This is a genomic window from Paenibacillus sp. 2KB_20, assembly GCF_052115765.1.
Lineage (GTDB): Bacteria > Bacillota > Bacilli > Paenibacillales > Paenibacillaceae > Paenibacillus_AQ.
The window spans coordinates 170958-188351 of record NZ_JBFRHH010000009.1; the positions used below are offsets into that span (position 1 = coordinate 170958).

At 45.7% G+C, this 17394-nt stretch carries 15 protein-coding genes; all 15 read left to right on the forward strand.

All coding sequences use genetic code 11. The annotated features are described in order from the left end of the window. The first annotated feature begins 122 nt into the window (after positions 1-122). Positions 123-1430: an ABC transporter substrate-binding protein gene (locus AB4124_RS24180; RefSeq protein ID WP_441974441.1), complete on the forward strand. Its 1308-nt coding sequence runs from the start codon at positions 123-125 to the stop codon at positions 1428-1430. A gap of 21 nt (positions 1431-1451) precedes the next feature. Next, positions 1452-2870, forward strand: a complete 1419-nt coding sequence (locus AB4124_RS24185; protein ID WP_441974442.1) for an ABC transporter substrate-binding protein — start codon at positions 1452-1454, stop codon at positions 2868-2870. Further along, on the forward strand, positions 2863-3744 hold the full coding sequence (locus tag AB4124_RS24190; protein ID WP_441974443.1) for a carbohydrate ABC transporter permease: 882 nt from the start codon (positions 2863-2865) through the stop codon (positions 3742-3744). Before AB4124_RS24185 ends, AB4124_RS24190 begins: the two co-directional genes overlap by 8 nt. Positions 3745-3761: 17 nt before the next feature. Then, positions 3762-4640 (forward strand): carbohydrate ABC transporter permease, encoded by an 879-nt coding sequence (locus AB4124_RS24195; protein WP_441974444.1) that lies wholly within the window; start codon positions 3762-3764, stop codon positions 4638-4640. 24 nt (positions 4641-4664) lie between these two features. Next, positions 4665-5807 (forward strand): efflux RND transporter periplasmic adaptor subunit, encoded by a 1143-nt coding sequence (locus AB4124_RS24200; RefSeq protein ID WP_441974445.1) that lies wholly within the window; start codon positions 4665-4667, stop codon positions 5805-5807. 221 nt (positions 5808-6028) lie between these two features. Continuing rightward, entirely contained in the window at positions 6029-6484 is a 456-nt protein-coding gene (locus AB4124_RS24205; protein WP_441974446.1) for a hypothetical protein, read from the forward strand. A gap of 76 nt (positions 6485-6560) precedes the next feature. After that, a complete protein-coding gene (locus AB4124_RS24210; RefSeq protein WP_441974447.1) occupies positions 6561-7448 on the forward strand; it encodes a YwqG family protein in 888 nt (295 codons plus the stop codon). 24 nt (positions 7449-7472) lie between these two features. Next, positions 7473-8201, forward strand: a complete 729-nt coding sequence (locus AB4124_RS24215) for a class I SAM-dependent methyltransferase (RefSeq protein WP_430183851.1) — start codon at positions 7473-7475, stop codon at positions 8199-8201. A 238-nt stretch (positions 8202-8439) separates the two neighbouring features. After that, the gene (locus AB4124_RS24220) at positions 8440-8952 is read left to right on the forward strand and encodes an RNA polymerase sigma factor (protein ID WP_272914367.1); all 513 of its coding nucleotides are present in this window, start codon (positions 8440-8442) and stop codon (positions 8950-8952) included. Next, positions 8919-9899 (forward strand): hypothetical protein, encoded by a 981-nt coding sequence (locus AB4124_RS24225; protein WP_441974448.1) that lies wholly within the window; start codon positions 8919-8921, stop codon positions 9897-9899. The genes AB4124_RS24220 and AB4124_RS24225 overlap by 34 nt, the downstream gene beginning before the upstream one ends. Positions 9900-10037: 138 nt before the next feature. Then, on the forward strand, positions 10038-10376 hold the full coding sequence (ytxJ, locus tag AB4124_RS24230) for a bacillithiol system redox-active protein YtxJ (protein ID WP_076323212.1): 339 nt from the start codon (positions 10038-10040) through the stop codon (positions 10374-10376). A 40-nt stretch (positions 10377-10416) separates the two neighbouring features. Further along, a complete protein-coding gene (locus AB4124_RS24235) occupies positions 10417-10749 on the forward strand; it encodes a thioredoxin family protein (protein ID WP_430107311.1) in 333 nt (110 codons plus the stop codon). Positions 10750-10847: 98 nt separating this feature from the next. Further along, on the forward strand, positions 10848-11267 hold the full coding sequence (locus AB4124_RS24240; protein WP_441974449.1) for a GNAT family N-acetyltransferase: 420 nt from the start codon (positions 10848-10850) through the stop codon (positions 11265-11267). 508 nt (positions 11268-11775) lie between these two features. Then, positions 11776-13560 (forward strand): methyl-accepting chemotaxis protein, encoded by a 1785-nt coding sequence (locus AB4124_RS24245; protein ID WP_441974450.1) that lies wholly within the window; start codon positions 11776-11778, stop codon positions 13558-13560. A 54-nt stretch (positions 13561-13614) separates the two neighbouring features. Beyond that, complete coding sequence (locus tag AB4124_RS24250) at positions 13615-17343, forward strand: amino acid adenylation domain-containing protein (protein ID WP_441974451.1); 3729 nt, start codon at positions 13615-13617, stop codon at positions 17341-17343. Positions 17344-17394 lie beyond the last annotated feature (51 nt).

The following is a 17394-nucleotide window of genomic DNA, read 5'->3' on the forward strand; positions in this document are numbered from 1 at the left end:
GTCAGCGAAGATAGTTTCAATTAAAGAAAGGTGAGTCATTGATGAAGAAAATAGGCTGGATATGGATTTGTCTAATCCTCTGTCTCTCCGCCTGCAGTGGAGCTCAGGGGAACAAAGGCGAAATGGCAATGAAAGGAGCGACAGCGGCGCAAGACGGAAATACGAAAGAAAGTGTGGATTCAAAAGGACATGTGAAGCTCGTGTTCTCGACTTTTTATCTGAGCAATTACATGCAGACGGCTGTGAAGAAGTATGAGAAACTGCATCCCAACATCGAGATTGAGCTGCAGGCTACACCTTCTGAGGGGAAGGATCTCGACGAGGTATCTGCAAATATTGAAAAATTCGTTACCTCCTCGAACACATCCATCTTGGCCGGCAAAGGTCCCGATCTGATTGAGCTTGATATGCTCCCGGCAGATAAATATGTAAGCCGTCATCTGCTTGTCAATCTAAGCGACATGATGGAGATGGATTCATCGCTTCAGACGAAAGATTATTTCACCAACATCTTGGACAACTCGAAGATTGACGGGGGACTTTACGGGATGCCGCTTTATTTCTCCCTTGCCGGTTTGATTGGCGATGAGGATGCCCTCGGAAAGAGCGGAGTCAAGATCGATGACAGCAGTTGGACATGGAGCGATTTTACGGATATTGCCAAGCAATTGACACAGAAAGGCGAGTACAAGAATGCGCTCATTAGCGAACCGCATTATATGTTGAGCGAGATGGTCGCTGAAAACTACCGCCAGCTCGTCACAGAAGGAAACGGGAAAGCCAATTTCGATTCGATGCGCTTTGCCGGGTTAATGCAGCAGATCAAAACGATGTTCGATGATGGCTTGCTTTACGACATGGTTACAGATGGCGGTGGCAGAGGCAGCGAAACTGCCAGGAATGCCAAAGCTTATTTCAACGAAGAAACCATCAGTTCCCTTAGAGGGTATCTGTTGAACAATTTCGCCGAGCATACCAAGCTGTATGCCAAACCGCATCCGCAAGATGTGGGGGCTGGAGGTTATTTTAAAAACTTCGGAATGATCGGGATTAACGCAAGCTCGTCTCATAAGAAAGAAGCCTGGGACTTTATCAAATTTCTCATAGAGGATGAGGCACAGTCTTATACCGATGTGTATGATCAAAGCCCTGGTTTTCCAATTAACAGAATTGCCTACGAAAAACAGCTGAAGCAGCTAAAAGACGAAGGAACGATTCATGAGGCTGATCTTCCCGCGGTCAAGGTTGACAATGCATCGCTGGATCAACTGGACGCCTATATTACGGGAGCCGTTCATTCCACCGAGAAACAGTCCAAGATTGATGAGATCATTTCCAATGAATCAAAGTCTTTCTTCAGCGGACAGAAATCAGCGGACATTGTCGCGAAACAAGTTCAGAACAAGATCAATCTATATCTCAACGAATGAAACGATGAGGAGAATCGTCATATGAAGAAAATCGGGTTAGGATTATTGGTTAGCTGTTTTATAGCCTTCTCTTTAACCGCTTGCGGTAGTGGAAGCCCAACAGGGGCAGCATCATCAGCGGGAACCAGCGGCGGCAATGAAGCGTCCGCAGGTACAAACGACGGTGGTTCGGTGCAGAGCACAACTCAGAATGATGAATCAGCATCCGGTGGCAAAAAGACCATCGTCTTTTCAATGTTTTTCCCAGATGAACTGTTTCAGGAAGCAAAGAAGAATTACGAACAGCTTCATCCGAATATCGAAATCAAGCTGCAGACGGGTTATACCGACGATTCGCACATGGAGGCGGATGAGGAGAAGTTCGTCAAGAATACGAATACGGCGATGCTGGCAGGCAAAGGCCCCGATCTGCTCCAATCGGGTGAATATGTGAATATTCTGCCTACTGATGACTACGTTAAACATCATCTACTGGTTGATCTCGGTGAATGGATGGACAAGGATTCCACCTTCCGAAAGGAAGATTATTTCGGTAATATCCTGGACAATTCTCGAACCGGCAAAGGACTTTACAGCATGCCGCTCGCATTCTTTCTGGAAGGCTTTGCCGGAGATGCAGATGCCATCGCGCAAACCGGGATTCAGATTAACGACAAAACCTGGTCCTGGAACGATTTTATAAATACCGCAAAACAGCTGGCGGCGGCTTCCAAGGTATACCCATCAGCGCTGGTATCTGGTGGCCCCGAAAACCTGCTGGCAGACATTGCACTTGACAATTATTCCTTATTTGTGGATACGGAGAGCCGCAAGGCCAATTTCGAATCGACCTCCTTTACCGGTCTGATGAACCAGGTGAAGTCCATGTACGACAATCATATCGTGACCACGGATCCTCGGAGCAAGGCTTATTTCAGAACCATCCATATCAACTCTCCTTGGGACTATCTCGTATCTCTAAGGGAATACGGCGAGAATATGAAGTATTACATGAAGCCTCATGCCCAGGAAACGACAGCCGGCGGTTATTTCAGGCCTTACAAGAGCATTTCCATGAATGCGAACTCCAAAGTGAAGGAGGAAGCGTGGGATTTCATAAAATTCATGATGTCCGGAGAAATCGAAACGCCTTACACGAAGGCAGGATTTCCGATCAACAAGAAATCATTTGCCAATCAGATCAAGCAATTGAAGGAAGAAGGAACGGTTAAAGCCTATGAGGAAGGCCCGCTGCAAGGAATGGCGATCAAAGTCGATCAGGCCAAGCTGGACCAACTGGAGAGTTTGGTGGGTGGAGCCACTCATCAGGTCGAGATCAAGTCCGCCAAAGTGAATGACATCATCGTAAATGAGTCCAAAGCCTTCTTTGCCGGACAGAAATCCGCAGATGATGTCGCCAGGCTCATCCAGAATAAAGTAACGACCTATCTGAATGAATAGAAGAAGTTTAAGGAGATGGATGCGCAAAGACGGGATGAAGGCTTTATGGTTCTTGGCTCCCAGCCTGATCGGCTTTGCTTGCTTTTATATCATCCCGTTCATAATGGGCATTTACGAATCGTTCACGGACGGTTCATTGGAGGGCTCATTAGTTGGCTTCGATAACTACAATGAAGTGCTAAGCAGCGGCTCCTTCCACAAGGCATCGGTAAATATGCTGATTTTTACCGGCATTGGCGTTCCGCTGGTCATCGCGTTGTCGCTCATTCTGGCATTACTGCTGAATCGGCCCTTGTTTATGCGCAATTGGCTTCGAACCTCCTTTATTATGCCGCTTGTCGTACCCGTCGCATCCGTTGTGATGATCTGGCAGATCCTCTTCGATTGGAACGGAACCTTAAATGCATGGCTGCACCATTTCCATAAAGAGAGGATCGACTGGATGCAATCGGATTGGTCGATGAGCGTGGTCATCCTCATGTATTTGTGGAAAAACATCGGCTACAACATGATTTTATTTCTGGCCGGACTTCAATCCATTCCGAAGGATTATTACGAGACGGCACGTGTCGAGGGCGCGGGGCGGATCCGTCAGTTGTTTCACATTACGCTAATCTATTTGACGCCTACAACATTCTTTGTCGTGCTGATCTCCATCATCAATTCTTTCAAGGTCTTTCGGGAGACGTATCTGCTTGCAGGCGATTATCCGTATGACCGGATCTATATGATGCAGCACTATATGAACAACATGTTCTCCTCGCTTGATATTCAGAAGCTGACGGCTGCAGCCACGCTGATGGTCGGCTTCATCGTCATTCTGGTGACGGGACTATTGAGCGTTGAGCGCCGATTTCGGGATAACTTGGAGTGACCAAAGGGAGGCTCATCATGAAAAATATACGGTGGATTCCAAAGCTGGTACTGACGCTGCTGCTCGGATTGTTAGCCGTTGTCATGCTGGTACCGATTCTGCTTACCTTTACGAACTCCCTGATGACGGAGCAAGAGATTGGGCGGAATTACGACCTTCTGGGGCAGATGATCGACGTTGCGAAGGGTGGCAAGGACGCGTTCGTCAATCTGAAGATTATTCCTGATTGGCTATCCTTTGGACAGTATGCCGAGATACTGGTTCTAACGACAAAATTTCTAAGGATGTTCTGGAATTCCGTCGCCTTGGTCGTGCCGATTGTTGCCGGACAGGCAGTCGTCGCCTCGCTTGCGGCTTATGCCTTTGCCAAACTTCGCTTCATCGGAAGGGACAAGCTGTTCATGCTTTATTTAATGACCATGCTTATGCCGTTTCAGGTAACGCTTGTTCCGAATTATATCGTTATAGACAAGCTTGGACTTATGAACCATACCGCCGCCATTATTTTACCTGGCATCTTTGGAGCTTTTGGCGTCTTTATGATGCGACAATTCATGGCCCATATTCCCGGAGCGTATTCTGAAGCGGCCATGATGGACGGTGGAGGAGCATGGGTCATCTTCTGGCGTATTATCCTGCCGCTGGCGAAGCCTGGTCTGGCCGCGCTGACGGTTCTATTGTTCGTCGACTATTGGAACATGATCGAGCAACCGCTCATATTTTTGCAAGATTCCTATAAACAGCCACTGTCTCTATATCTTGCACAGATTAACAAAGACGCACTGGGAATCGGTTTTGCCGCATCGGCATTGTATATGGCACCTATGATTCTGCTATTCCTGTATGCCGAGTCTTATTTTATTGAAGGCGTTCAATTGTCGGGCATAAAAGGTTAGTTTCAGTACTAGGAGTGATGGAGATTGGAAGAGGTAATTTCCCGGTCAAGAAAACGCAAGGTTAGCATAACAGCCGGACTGTTCACAGGTCTTCTGCTTATACTGACTTTTGCAGGTAACACCCTACAAGCCTTGACGCTGCCTAAGGTAGTGATTACATCGGTAAACAAAGGCTCGCTGGTTCATTCCTATGTCGGCCGATCGACGATAAATCCAAAGGAGGAGAGGGAACTTATCCATCCTTCGGGCTGGAAAGTCGATAAGGTGCTCGTTAAAAAAGGTGAGATGGTGCGTAAAGGACAAGTTCTTATACAATATGATGGCAGTGAGGTTAAGCAGCAGATTGCTGTGGAGCAGTCTGCTCTGAAGAAGCTGAATTTATCCATGGAACTTCTCGAATATAATGTCATTCAAGCGATGCAGGAAGAAGATGAGTCTCTTCTTATAAGTGCCACAAGCGCGTTCGAAACGGCAAAGCTTGATATTGCTGCACAACAGCAGCAGATCGAGAACCTGAAACATACGCTTTCAGTTAATCGGCAGATGGTAGCCCCTTTTGACGGTATCGTTATAGAGATTGGTGCGATGGAGGGATTAGGTTCTACCGGGAGTCCGGATATCACGATGAGCCATTTGGCAAAAGGGTATGGGTTAGAAATGTATGTACCGTCAGGTATCGCTGCCACGCTGAGCGTAGGGGATGTTCTGGATAACATCATGCTTGAAGGCAAGGAAGAACCATCAATTACGGGTGAGATTGAAAGGATAGAAGAGGATATGAACTCGCTCAGTCCTGATGTTGACGAAGACGCTGAGAAATCAAGCAGTTCCATGACACGTTTGTTCGTTAAACTAAAAGGGAGCGGGCTATCCGGTGGCGAACAAGTGAGGATCAGTATAGTCAAAACTAAGAGCAGCGAAGGGATCCTCATACCGAATAAAGCCGTTCACAAGGACAGCGAGGGCGCTTATGTCTACACCATAAAAGAAACACAAGGCCCTCTCGGCAATGCATATTATGCTGTTCGCACGTCAATTCAAATTATCGATTCCAACAGCCATACCATTGCCGTTGGACGTGGTCTATTCGATCAACAGGAAATCATTGTGGACAGCAGCGATCTAATTATGGATGGAGCACGTGTTAACGTTTATAACCAGAACTAACACCAGAATGTCGCCAGGGCTGAAAAATAGGATTGACAGGACAAACCAAAAGATGTTAAATTATCCGGCAACCAAAGCATGGTTTATGGGGTTTATATAGTGATAGGTGCTAAGCTTATAATGAGGGGAATTTATTTATTGAATATGTGCAATGGAGGGGGATATGAAAAATACGCTTATGAAAAAGCCCGAATTCCTTAGGTTTTCAAGACGGAATCGTGATGAGTGACAGGTCATGGCGAGTCTTTTTTGTTGTGGTTGCATTGATCGTACTGACTGGAGTCGTCTATTCATTGATTCAATGCAGTACTTCCTTTAAAGAGCTGATGAGCGATCAGGTTTATGATACAGAGAAGATTAGTTACATAAGAATTGAGAAAATGGGCAGTCCATACGATGATGAAAATAGTGTGGAAATTACCGACCCGGCCACTATTGATCGAATTATAAATAGCTTCTCTAATGCGAAATTGTGGAAAACTGAAAATTATGGAAGAGGTACGGAGTACATGATCTGGGTTAATGTCGAGTACACTCCCTTTGCCATATATTTTACCGAACCGGATATTATCAAGATATCTCCGAATAGAAGATTGCATAAAAAATATTCCTGGAGCTACAGGATGGTTAATGGCTATGACAAGTCGATCATTGAAGATCTCTTTAAGGAAGAGTAGAGGAAGATCACGATTCCCGGACATTATCGTAATTCTCATAACATTCTAATTTATTAAAAAGAAGAGGAACTAAACTATGAAGCTAAATGAACACAACTTGATCAAGATGCAAAATATCATCCAAGAGCACGAATTTGAACATGCAGCAGACTATTTGATCGAACATACTCGGCAAGGCATGCGTTTATCCAAACAGGGAGAGGAGGACTATGCCAGCTCGTGCAATTCACGGATTGGCGGAGACCCCGATCTTCCTGAAGGAATGGAATGGCCGCTGACTTCGGATAGTACACCGATGACGTTTTTGGCACAGCTGCAGTTGAGGGATTTGGCAGCTCACGATGCCACGGCTTCACTTCCGCATAGCGGAGTTCTGTATTTTTTCGTTGGCGTTGATGAACCTGCTTATAACATTGAACACCGGGTGTTGTATCTGGCCGAGGATCAGACAGCGGCCGCTAGTCGATGCCGGGCGCCTGAGGGGACCGCATTAGATGAAGAATTCGCAGGCTACCGTATTGAAGCAAGAGCCACACTTGAGCCCCCGAATTACGCTTATGTGGATGATGAGCTTGTCGAGGATGATGAGCATGATTTTGAATCTTACGAGGATCTGTGTCATCAATTGACGGGGCAGGATTCTGACGACATCGCAACGATCTTTGGCTACCCTTCTACCCAGCATGGAGATTGTGAGCACGAGGCTGCTTTAATGCTGTTAACGGGATCAGAGTACAATTACTCCATGGAGGCGGCTGTGCAGCAGATTGCCGATCATTGCGGCGGCAACGCGGAACAGGCTCAGCAGGAGATTCGGGATACACTGCTGCTGCTGGCCATCGATTCGGACGACGAGATAGGATTTTGCTGGTGGGATGCGGGTGAACTGCAATTTTTCATCCGAAAAGAGGACTTGCTGGCCAGAAATTTCGAACGCACGTATTGTTCGCTGTACTCAAGCTGAGCACAATATATGGGGGGATGATCCATGAAGGAGAAGGTCATTGAGGCATACGATAAGCTGGCTGGAGACTACGAAAGACATGTGGATTCGCAGAGCGGGCATAATGCTTATTACGAAAGGCCAGCCATGCTCAAAGTGTTACCGGCGGATATGGAGCAAATGACCGTCCTAGATGCTGGTTGTGCCGCAGGATGGTATACGGAGCAATTTATTATACGAGGGGCCAGGGTTACAGCGGTTGATCTGAGCCCGGCGATGGTAGAAGCCTGTAAGAGACGAGTCGGCAATGAAGCGACTGTATTTGCATGCGATATAACTGAAGACCTGCCCTTTGAAGATGAGGCGTTTGATCTTATCGTAAGTTCATTGACGCTTCACTACATCGAGGATTGGACTCCGACCTTTCGCGAATTTCAGCGAGTGCTGAAACCTGGTGGAAGTTTGATTTTCTCCGTTCATCATCCTTTTATGGATGTTAAACATTTTGACCGACCAGACTACTTTGCCCGTGAGTTATTGACGGAGGTTTGGAACAAACAGGAGTCTGGACCCGTAGAGGTTACTTTCTATAGAAGACCGATTCAAGAAATCATCAACGTAACTTCATCTCGGTTTAGAATCGAACAGATCGTTGAGCCGCAGCCCAGTTTAGCGCACAAGGACAATCCGGAAGCAGCGGAATGGGTGGCCAAATGGTTTGATCGCCTAATGACGAACCCTCATTTTCTGATTGTGAAAGCTAATAAATCGTAACTTGGAATCCATACATATTCATAGGGGAACCGCGTCCATCGCGGTTCTTTTTGTGGTCATATGGCCTCCGCCATATATTTAATGGGCCGATTATTCCGAATGAAGTCCGCTTTTCGTTTGCTGCATGGTTATATAGGTATCCAAGTTTCAGGAGAGGAGGGGAAGGATCATCAACGCTGAAACGATTGAAGAATATGTTCAACAGACTCAGGATGGGCATGCCGAGGCGTTTATTCCTATCGTAAGTGAGTACCAGCGCCAAATCTATATTTACTGCTGCCGACTACTGGGTAGCGAACAGGAGGCAGAGGACGCAGTGCAGGAAATCTTCTTGAAGGCATACAAATCGATCACAAAGTATAAGCCTTCGGTCAGCTTTAACGCATGGTTATATAAGATCGCTTACCATCATTGTCTGAATGTAATTCACCGGCGGCAATTATCGCAGAAGCTGGGAAGATTGTGGAAAGGACAGATTTTCGCCGAAAGCGCAGAGCAGGAGTACTTAAGAGGGACATTCAGCGAACCGCTAAGGAGAGCACTGGTGGATCTTACGGTAGAGGACAGAAGCTTATTAATTCTGTATGCATTTCACGACAAGTCGTATGCAGAAATAAGTGAAATAACAGGAAAGACATCGGAAGCCGTCCGAAAAAAGATAACCCGAATCAGAATAAAACTGAAGGACGCCATGAATAAATGGAAGGAGGAAGAACAATGGGAAACATCGTTGATCCAATCGAAGAGTTGAGGCAGCATTCTGTACCGGACGATCATTTTCGTGATGTTGAATTTGTTTCAAGAGTCAGACAACATATTGAGGACGAGCAGCATAAAAGTCGTTCAGGATTCCGATCTTTCAAGCGTAAAACCGTATTGTCTATCATGATTTCGTCTGTATTACTAGTCTCGTTCACTGCATATGCAGCAACCGGGCATATTCAAATTTTTAATAGCAAAGGGGAAATCGTTCTTAAAACAGCCGATCCATCGTCATCAGCGCTACCAGCCAAACTGAGCAATCTACTGGAGGAATACAGGACGAGAGTAAAATCCATGCTGAAACCCGGAGAGCTGGCCGCATATTACATCAAAGATGATTACATAAATAAGGACAACGGGTATGACACTGTGAATCCTATAAAATTTGAATATCAACCGATAGGCTATCTTTCCTATGAAGATTTTCAAAAGGAACTTGTTCGTACCTCGGCACCCAGCCTAGAGGTGCCTAGTAATCTTCCCAAGGGTGTGAAATTCGCTTATGGTCAAGTTTTTCCTTTTGGACCTGCACCTTCAGGAGAAAAGGATCGTGTAAAATACGTGGAATTAGAACAAAGATTGATAAATGAGGCCAATTCATCCAAGAGTGGAGATAAGCTGTTTGTAGAGAAGCTGGATTGGTCGAAGGCCTTCAACTCCATTGTATACTTATCCGATGGCAAGAGCGACACGGCTGTATCGATCATGGCAGCGTATGGTCAAGGTGCAAGCTTAACGAAGTCTCTTGATGCCTCTTCCGAGAAAATACAGCTGAAACATGTTGAAGCTATTTATCTCCAGAATGAGGCAGATGGAGATAGGATCAGTTGGTATGATAGTAAACAAAACATCGTATATACCATTATAGTAAATGTAAAAAGTCTAATGGCTAAGAAAGATCTGAAGGCAATGGCAGAGAGTATGATTATTGACTAATGAGATGGATTTGAAATAGGATTCGATCGGTTGAAGATGAACTCTAAACATGAAAACTAGTCGAGTTTACGTGTATAATAGCTATTAGTTATATAATAGAAGCAATGAGTTATATCACATCAAAGGGGAGAAAATCATATGCAATGGAATGAAATTACGACAATAGAAGAATGGGAAACGATTCTGAAAAAATCTTCCGAGCGCGGCCAAGTTATTTTGAAGCATAGTACGACTTGTCCGGTTAGCTCTAATGCTCTTTCGGAGTTTGAATCTTACTTGAAAAAGGCGCCAAACGGCGATGTGGATTACACACTGGTTAAAGTCATTGAATCCCGCCCGGTTTCCAATAAAATTGCCGAAGATTTGAATGTGAAGCATGAATCACCACAAATTATTTACGTGAAGGATCAAGCGAAATATTGGACGGCTTCACACTGGGCGGTTACGTCTGCGCACATATCAGCGGTATTAGACTGAATATCGGCATAGAGCTATTCATGAAAGTAAGGTGCAACAGATGAAAGAAATGGAAGAACTGACGTCGATAGACGCCATAGAACGGTTTATTGACAACTACACGTTCAGTTTTTTGTACGTATCGAGACAAGATTGCAGTGTGTGCCATGCCATATTACCCAAGCTAAGAGTACTGTTAGACCGGTTTCCGCGCATTTCATTGGGACATATCCAGGGCGAAGCAGTAGGGGAGATAGCCTCAAGATATTTGATTTTCACGGCACCGGCCCTTCTCTTGTTCGTTGAAGGAAAAGAGCTTCTGAGAGAAGATCGATTTGTACAGTTTGGCGCGTTAGAACGGAAATTGGAAAACTTGATGGATCTCCTTAGCTAGCTGCCTTTGTATCGAGTCATGATGGTATGAAGCTGAACTTATGAGTACAATAATTATTTAGGAACGTATCTTCTTGATTGAAAGCGAGTGTGGAGTATTTGAAGATAAGAGAGGCTAAGCTTGAGGATTACCCTGAGCTTAGGGAAATATTCTTGGCATCACGACGTGAAAATTTTCATTGGGCGGATGCAAACGAGATGGCGTTGGGCGATTTTGATAAGCAAACGGAAAAAGAATTTATTCTATTGGCAGAGGAAAATACGATTATCCTTGGATTTACTGCGCTATATTTGCCAGACAACTTTATCCATCATTTATTCGTTCACCCGGATCATGCTGGCAAGGGAGTGGGCAGACAATTGCTTGATGCTGCGATTGAGAGCATGAGAAAGCCGATCCGATTGAAGTGTGTATCCGCAAATCACAAGGCGATGAAATTCTACGAAAACAACGGCTGGGAAAGAGTGGTTGAGGAAGAGAAGCACGGCGAAAAGTATTGGGTTATGGAATTCAGATAACGCTTAGAAGAAAACTGGGAAACCAGTATTCAATGCAATTTATACTGAAGAGGACCGCGTAAATCGCGGTCTTTTCGCGTGCTCAAAATGATAGGAAACTACGTGCTGATTTCAAAAATTGAAGGAACATAAAAATTCGATTAATTGTCGAAAACAGGGGTTTTTTTGCAAGTTGTTGTTACTAAAGTATTAAAAATATTCGGATAAATGCCGATCTATAAATAGTACAAAAGATGCAATGGTTATGGAATCATAACGTGAATATGGATCTATTGAACTGGAATTTCACTTAACAAGACCATTTTGTGAAGTGAGCCTATGTCAGAATATTGATGGAGGGGGAACGCGGTTCATTCAAGATGAACATTTTTGAAAAATGTAATGTATTCATGAAAGATTGCGGAAATATTCAATGTTTCCAGGAAAGTAGGTGATGCGAACAGGTTCGCTAATGAAATCCCTATTTTATATGGAAAATACATAAGAGATATCAAAGGAGAGACACCAAGTGAGTGACCAAGTGAGTGAGCCAAAAACGTTCTCAAAAGGACTGCGTTTTAAGAATCTGAGTATTGTTACAAGAAACATGTTATGGACCAGCCTGTATATCATTATTACGGGTGTCATCGTGATTGGTTCAAGCTATTATATCCAGGACAGCGTACTAACGAAGCAGCTGCAATCCGATTCGGGAAAAATTATGGATACCTTGGTTAAGTCCGTATCGCTGGAAGATGCTCAAGCGGTGAAAGGCCAAACCGACCGCAATGCGGATATCCAAAAAAAACTTACCAAAACGTTTGATGAACTATCCCTAAGTCATCCCAACATTGCACAAGGCTATATTTTTGGACCGGAGCTCGAGGGTGGCAACAAGACCTCGATTATTGCCATGCCAACGGCAGTGCTTGATATGTTTGCCGAAGAAGACTTGAATCTGGGCGACTTATACGAACAACCGGAGATCCATGCTGACGCCGTGAGAGAGATGCTGAAAACGAAAAAAACCGTCTACACCAAAGGCTATAAAGATAATTATGGTACCTGGATCACCGTGCTGTATCCTTTCCAGGATGCCAGCGGCGAAATTTTTGCTTACATGGGGATCGACGTGGATGCAAGCTTAATCGCTTCCGGGAAACAGGCATTGATCACCAATACGGTTTTTGCGCTGCTGATTACCTTGCTGATTGTATTAGCGCTGCAGTACTTCACCATTAGACGTACCTTCGCACCGATCCAAGCATTAATGGGGGCGCTGGACAAGCTAAGCAAAGGTGACTTTACCGTCCAATTAAAAGCTAGCGATGATGAGCTGGGGCAGGTCAATGCCAAGTTCAATTCGACCGTTAATCAAATTAATGAACTTGTCACAACGATCAAAACGGTATCGGAGCACTCTGCAGAGCAGTCTAAATTCCTCTTCTCGGCTGTGGAAGTCAATAATAACAACTCTTCCGCTATTACTAAAAATATGGAGGAAATGTCGGAACGAGTCGCGCTGCAGAGCACTTCCATTACCGAAAGCGTGGTTTCGCTTGAGGAAATCTCATCTGGCGTATCAACGATTGCCGGCAATACATCGGATCTTTCCGAGATATCCGTGCACATGAAGGAGCAATCGGAACGCGGTAATCAAAATGTGGAGCAGGTGATCGAACAGATGAATTCGATTGATCATTCGGTCAAAAACTCGGTGAATATCATCGAAAAGCTGCAGAACCGTTCAAATGAGATCGGTCAGATCGTGCAGGTAATTACCGAAATTTCCTCTCAGACAAATCTGTTATCACTTAATGCCGGTATCGAAGCGGCAAGAGCGGGCGAAGAGGGCCGCGGTTTTGCTGTGGTTGCCAGCGAAGTTAAGAAACTTTCGGAGGAATCAAGAAAATCCGCAGACCAAATCATTGAATTGGTTCGATACATTCAGGATGAAACGGCATCTGCGGTAGAAGCCATCAGCGAAGGGGAACAAAACGTCGCCAAGGGAATTGAGGTTGTCAAAGAAACCGGTGAGCTGTTTAAAGGCATGCTGGTGGCAACAGATACAGTGACCAGTCAAATTCAAGAGGTGTCTGCAGCTACCCAGCAAATGGTTGCCGAGACCGAACAGATTACGGCAGCGATTAAACAACTGGCTGAGCTCGCAGAGAGAAACTCGTCTGTGTCGGGTGAGATCCGGATTAGTAGCCAGGAACAGCAGGCATCCTTTGCCAAAATCTTCGAGTCTGCGGAGCAGATTAACCAGGTTTCCGCTGAGCTGGAGGCCCTTGTAAACAAATTGCATGTGTAGTGTGTAGTACTACGAGGACAGAAACAGTAGAGAAAAAAGATGGAGCTGAAACCTTTGAATACAACATTGATGATCGAACAAGGCAAAGAATATTGGTTGAATGAACTGCAGCTACCTTTACCGGGATTCTATCTGTACACCGATGGTCCAGCGCATCTTCAGCAGCAAGAGCTTGATCATATGGCGATTAATCTTCGTATCGAAACCGGTAAGACGAAGCAGTTCAGCGATTCATATGACATGAAGGCATGGATGCTCACAAGCTATGTCGTATTTCTGTACCGAATGACGCACGATACCGATTTGCTGGTCGGCGTGAACAATGAGAAGGGCAATCTCCTTCCGCTGAGAGTTAACTTAAGCGGTAGCGATTCATTCGCACAGATTTATGAGCAAGTTTTCGCCAAAATGGAGCAGATTGAAGGAAGCAGCTTTTCGCTTGAGGATATAGAAGGCTTCACCGGTCAATCGCTCACTCTCCAAACGGTCTATGGAAGTAACGGGAAGGGTTATGCCTATAGTTCCAGCGGGCTGAACTGGATGGTTCAGGAAGAGAAGAAGGACGAGTGGACACTCTATGTATCCTATGCACGGCCTTTGTATAAAGAAGAAACGATCGAAAAATTCAGTAGGCATTTTGAGTTGCTTGCTTGCGCGGCTCTTGAGCATGCGGACATGCCGGTTAGCCGTTTGCCTATGCTGACTGATGGGGACCGGAACGCGTACACGATTCTCAATGACACGAAGCAGGAGCTGCCGGAAGATCCTACCATTGTGTCAATGCTTGCTTCCATTGTGAAGAAATTTCCGGAGAGAATTGCACTATCATCGAATCATGAGCAAGTAACGTATGAACAGCTTGACCGGTTGTCAAACCAAATCTCACATATGCTTCTAGACAAGGGGCTGCGTAAAGGCCAATTCGTCGCGATATTTATGAAGAGGGGCCTGGATACGATTGTTAGTATGCTCGGTGTGCTCAAGGCCGGTGGAGCCTATATCCCGCTGGATCCATCACATCCAGATGAAAGAAATGCCTATATTATCGAGGATACCGAATCGGCGATCATTCTTACACATCAGGATTTCACAGCAAAGCTGGATGGGCTCCTGGCAGGTTTTCAACCGAAGCCAGAATACTTCTGTCTTGATGATAAATTCCTTTCGTACTCGGATGAAGCCTGTGGCGTTCGCGTTGAAGGTGATGATTTGGCATACATCATCTATACCTCCGGTTCAACAGGCAAACCGAAAGGGGCCTTAATCGCCCATCAAGGCGTCGTGAACTTGGCACTGGCCAATCAAGAGAAATTACAGATGAGTGAACAGGATATCATTCTTCAATATTCCACCTTCAGCTTTGATGCTTCCGTTTACGATATATTCGGATCGCTGGCTTGCGGTTCACGACTGCATCTTCTCTCCGATGAGCAGCGTTTCTCCATAGACGCCTTTACGGAGGCTGTGGCAGAAACCAATGCAACGCGTGTCGCGATACTGCCTACGGTGTTTTTTAATCAATTGGCAGCGTATTTGCCTATGGAAGATACTCACAAATACCGTAATATCAAAACGATCGTGGTTGGTGGGGAAGCACTGGCCGGAGAAACCGTTCGTATGTTCCAGAAGAAGCTGCAGATTCCAATCGTGAATCTATACGGCCCAACGGAAACGACGGTTGTAGCAACAGGGCATGTCGTGAATTATGCGGTTCCGGACGATCTGGCCACCGTGTATATTGGGACGCCTTTTGCCAACTATGAATTGTATATTGTGAATGAGCATAATGAGTTATGTCCAACTTGCGTAACCGGAGAGCTGCTGATCTGCTCGATCGGCGTAGCCAAAGGATATCTGAATCAGCCTGAGAAAACCAAAGAAGCCTTCATTCTGGATCCGTTAACACCAGAATCTGGCAAACAATACTACCGTTCCGGAGATTTGGTTCGCCTGCTGCCGAACGGACAAGTAGAATACCGGGGACGAAAAGATTCACAGGTGAAGATCAGAGGCTTCCGGATCGAGATTGGAGAGATCGAGGATAATTTGGCGAAGCATGAACGCGTAAAGGACATCGCGGTCATTCCGAGAATGGACGAGGATGGAACCAAAATGTTAGCGGCATTCTATACAACCCATGATGGACAGGCAGCTTCCGCTAAGGATTTGGTGCAATTTTTAAGTCAGAAAGTACCTAGTTATATGGTTCCTAAATACATGTGTTTTGTAGAAGAGATGCCACTATCCCCGACCGGTAAGATTGATCGTAAGAAGCTGGCATTGTACGAATTGTCGATGGAGATGGAAGAGGATGACTCCCACTACGAGGCACCGGTTAATGATATTCAGCGGGATATTGCTGCAGCCTGGGAAAGAGCACTCGGACAAACCAAAATCGGCATCCATGACGATTTCTTCGATATTGGCGGGTATTCTCTGAAAATCCTGGAGATTCTAGTGCTTCTTAAGCCGCAATATCCACAGTTGAAGATCAATGATTTCTTTGTTTATCCGACGATTGCAAAATTGGCGGAGAGAGTAGAGGAACTGGGTCAGCAGACGATTCCATCCGATCAAACAGAGAATAGGGATATTCCTATTCAGGATTTGGCTGAGTATCCGATCTCATTCCCTATCAACCAGGGTTCGGGACAACCCATCTATACCCAGCAGCATATTTTGCTGACTGGCGCGACGGGATATTTGGGATCACATCTGCTGAATGAACTGCTGAAACAATCGACCGCTACCGTGTACTGCCTGGTTCGACCGTCGAAGCTGATGGAGCCCTATGCTCGCCTTGAGCAGATCATGACCGGATATTTTGGCGAAGAGGTCAAGACTCGTATGGATAAAAGGGTGATCGCGATTCAGGGCGACTTGGAGCAGGAGTTTCTCGGGCTCGGAGCCCAAGACCGTGCATTGATTGAAGCGCGCATCGATTCCATCATTCATTGCGGAGCTGAAGTGAAGCATTTTGGCGATTCCGACTATTTTGCGCGAGTGAATGTGGAGAGTACGGACCGCTTGTTGGCTTTGGCTCAGAGAAGATCTCATATCCGATTCCACTTTATATCTACGCTTGGGATCCCTGAAGATTTGGCACTGGGTGGTCAATGGGACGCCATCGTTGCCGGAACGGGATATGAAGAGTCGACTATCGAGAATGTCTATACGAACAGCAAGCTGGAGGCAGAGAAGCTGGTCATTAAGGCCGGTACAGATAGAGGAATCCCGGCAGTGGTTTATCGCGTGGGGAATCTGTCTTGTAACTCAGAGAACGGAATATTCCAGAAAAACATCGACAACAACGCTTTTTACCGCATGCTGAAAGCGATGCTGCTGTTGAAGAAAGCGCCTGGCGTGAGATGGGAAGTGGATATTACGCCGATTAACTATGCCGGGGAGGCCATTACCGCTCTGCTGCTTCAACAAGAAACGGTTGGGCGAGTGTTCCATATCTGCAACCCGGTTGCCATTCCTTATGAGGACATGGTGGGGCATTTTAAAGCCTATGGATATGACATTTCAGTGATGGACTGGAAGGCATACGAGGCATGGTTATTGGATCCGCAGCAGCCGAAGGATAAGGAAGGCCTTGAGCTGGCGATGGCACAGTTCGAAGGCGACGGAGCGAAGAATTCCATCTACCGGTATACTTGTCCGCAAACATCGGAATTCCTTAAGCACACGGGAGTAAAATGTGCTGTACCGGACAAGCTGTTATTTGAAAAAATGATAGAGTATGCCGCTGGTATTGGATATTTCGTGAAACCGGAGTAACGATATGTAGGCAAGAAGCATGAAACCGCGAGAAGCTCTCGCGGTTTTTTT